General features: G+C 74.1%; 2 protein-coding genes. One reads left to right on the top strand and one right to left on the bottom strand.

What is annotated here, in order from left to right:
* The first annotated feature begins 20 nt into the window (after positions 1-20).
* Positions 21-965, top strand: a complete 945-nt coding sequence (locus AB0C69_RS40515; RefSeq protein ID WP_360361814.1) for a formylglycine-generating enzyme family protein — start codon at positions 21-23, stop codon at positions 963-965.
* Positions 966-1,013: 48 nt separating this feature from the next.
* Here the strand turns inward: AB0C69_RS40515 and AB0C69_RS40510 are convergent, their stop codons facing one another.
* Positions 1,014-3,017, bottom strand: a complete 2,004-nt coding sequence (locus tag AB0C69_RS40510) for a trehalase family glycosidase (RefSeq protein ID WP_360361812.1) — start codon at positions 3,015-3,017, stop codon at positions 1,014-1,016.
* Positions 3,018-3,105: the final 88 nt, after the last annotated feature.

Below are 3,105 nucleotides of genomic sequence, written 5' to 3'. Positions count from 1 at the left end.
GCACACCTCCATCGGAAGCCATGACCTCAGCCGACATGCCCGCCTGCTGCGCCGCCTCACGCCGGGCGGCACAGCTCTCCCAGCCGGCACAGCTCTCCGAGCCCGCGCGGCTCTCCCAGCCCGCGCGGCTCCCCCGGCCCGCCGTGCCCCCTCGCGCCGCTCCGCGCCTCAACCGCATGATCGTGCTGCCCGGCGGCACCTTCCGCATGGGCAACGAGGACGTCCACGCCAACCCCCGGGACGGCGAAGGGCCGGTCCGCGACGTCCGCGTGGAGCCGTTCCGCATCGACCCGCACGCGGTCACCAACGCCGAGTTCTCCCAGTTCGTCAAGGAGACCGGGTACCGGACTGAGGCCGAGGGCTTCGGGTGGTCCTACGTCTTCCAGGGCCTTCTGCCCCCGGCCGTGGCGCGCACGGCTCCGTCACCGGCCGGGACGCCCTGGTGGCGCGGCATCGAGGGCGCCGCCTGGAACCGCCCCGAAGGCCCGGGCAGCCACGTCCGGCAGCGCCGGAAACACCCTGTCGTCCACGTCTCCTGGAACGACGCCGCCGCCTACGCCGCGTGGGCGGGCAAGCGCCTCCCCACCGAAGCCGAATGGGAGTACGCCGCGCGCGGCGGCCTCGATCAGGCCACCTACCCGTGGGGCGACGAGCTGCGCCCGCGCGGCCAGGACCGGTGCAACATCTGGCGCGGCCGGTTCCCCGACCAGCACGACGGGCGCCCCGGGACCGTCGCCGCCGACGCCTACCGTCCCAACGCCTACGGGCTCTACAACACCGTCGGCAACGTCTGGGAATGGTGTGCCGACGCCTTCACCCGGGACGGCGACACCCGCGCCATGCGCGGCGGCTCGTACCTCTGCCACGACTCCTACTGCAACCGCTACCGCGTCGCCGCCCGCACCTCCAACACACCCGACTCCACCACCGGCAACACCGGTTTCCGCTGCGCCGCCGACGCCTGAACGGCCCCGCGCGACCCGGGCCGTCCGGGCGCCGGCGACGCTCGGGCGTCAGTCCAGGGCCAGCAGCAACGCGGCGGACCAGCTGAAGTTGGTCGAGTTCAGCGGGGCGCCCGTCAGGGGGTTGTAGTTCTCCATGATCGGCGCGTCTCCGAGCAGGCCGGACGCCGAGCCGCGCAGGCGGTCGGCGAGGGCGGACGCGTCGGCGCGGTAGCCGTACCTCCGCAGGCCCTCCAGGGAGAAGTACGCCTGGTCGAGCCAGACGGGGCCGCGCCAGTACTTCTCCGGGGCGAAGTACGGCGAGCTCTTCGCCACCGTCGCGAACGGCATCGGGGTGGCGAACTCCTCCGGGTCGGTCAGCCTGCCGCGGACGGCGGCCGCCTGGGGCCCGGTCGCCACGCCCGCCCAGAGCGGGATCGCCCCCTCGATGCCGCGGCCCCGGTCGGTGAGGCGCCGCCCCGTCGCGAGGTCGGTGTCGTAGAAGTAGCCGGTCGCCGGGTCGTACATCGCCGTGCGGATCGCGGCGGTGAGCGTCCGCGCCTGGGCGGTCAGGCGGCGGGACGCCGCCCGGTCGCCGAGGCGCTCCGCGATCGCCGCGAGGTAGCCCTTCTCGGCGGCGAGGTAGGAGTTGAGGTCGACGGACTCCTGGTTCAGCGAGTAGCCCACGACCCGTCCGGCGGCGTCCCGGTTCTCGACGGCGGTGGTGCCGAGCGCGGCGTCGAAGCGCGGGGCGTTGTCCATGCCGCTCTCCCAGGCGGCGGCCTGCCGCCGGGCCTCCGGGGTGTCGTTGGCCGGGTCGACGGTCGCGCCGTACTCGGCGAGGCCGTCGTGGTCGTGGTCCCGGGTGCGGTACCACCAGTCGTGGTAGGCGACCAGCTTCGGGTACATCTCGCGCAGGAACCGGACGTCACCGCTGCGCCGGTAGGTCTCCCAGACCGCCCAGGCGGCCAGCGGCGGCTTGGTGTTGCGCTCGTTCCAGTTGCCGCCGCCGCGGGCGGGGTCGTTGTAGAAGAGGCAGTCGGGGATCATCCCGGCGTCCTGCGGCCGGTCACGCGAACCCGCGGTGATCTGGTGGTCGAACATCGACCTGATCTGCGACTGGGCGAGCGCCGGGTCGAAGCCCGCCACGCCGACCGCCTGCTTCCAGGTGTCCCAGGCCCAGAAGCCGCCGGTGAACCACTTGTAGGAGATGGACGGCGTGATGCCGCCGTGGTCGAGCCTCCCGGCCGGGCCGCGCCAGTTCGTGACGAGGGTTTCGAGCGCCTTGACCGCGAGCCGCCGCCGTCCCGCGGGCACGTCGGCGGTGACGGCGGCGACGTACCGGCGCCAGCGGGCGTCGGTGTCGCCGATCGCCTTGCCGGGGCGGCGCAGCAGGTCGCGGACGGCCGCGGCCTCCCGCTCGCGTTCGGCGGCGGTGAAGGTGTAGGTCTCGGTCCAGGTCAGCGCGGACGAGCCGCGCGGCGCGAGGGTCAGCGGGCGCGCCAGGTCGGTCCGGTAGGAGTCGCCGGCGACGGTGGTGCGGACGGGGTCGGCGTGGGTCACCTCGAACCGTTCGGTCCCGTCGGTGAGGTAGTCCCACTGCTCGCGGACGCGGGCGAAGCCGACCGCGACGCCGCGCGCCGTGGCGTGCAGGGACGGCGCGCTTCTCATCGGCTCGTCGTCAGGGCGCAGGAGCGAACCGCTCCAGCCGACCTCCACCGTCCGGGGGCCGTTTCCGATGTTGGCGATGGAGGCGCGGACGAGCGCGCTGTGCCCGGAGGCGAAGCGCAGTTCGAGGGTGAGCCGCAGTCCCGGCAGGTCGTAGACCTGGCGCAGCATCCCGGGGAGGGCGGTGAGCCGGGGCGCGCCGGCGGCGCCGAGGTCGAGGTCCCGGCCGTCCGCGCGCAGCCGGATCCGGCTGAACGCCCTGCTCAGCCACCACGGGTACTCCTGGGCGATGTAGAGCGGCCCGGAGAACCCGCCGTACGCGTCCTTGTCCCCCGGCCGCGGCAGGGCGTAGGCGTGCCACGCGCCGCGGTCGCTGAAGACGTTGACCTCGTTGACCTCCGCGGGCAGCGCGTTGGACGGGACGCCGTGCAGGTCGGGAGCGCATCGACAACGTGGAGGAGGCGAACGCGTCCATCAGGAACCGCGCGCCGCTGCT

The sequence above is a fragment of the Actinomadura sp. NPDC048032 genome (genome assembly GCF_040653175.1).
Taxonomy (GTDB): domain Bacteria; phylum Actinomycetota; class Actinomycetes; order Streptosporangiales; family Streptosporangiaceae; genus Spirillospora; species Spirillospora verrucosospora.
Note: the sequence above shows the minus strand (reverse complement) of the source record. Positions and strands in the feature narration are given on the sequence as shown.

What these genes read in the sequence shown, in the direction of transcription:
- AB0C69_RS40515 (WP_360361814.1), top strand. Translation starts at nt 21, where the DNA reads ATGACCTCAGCCGACATGCCCGCCTGCTGCGCCGCCTCACGCCGGGCG.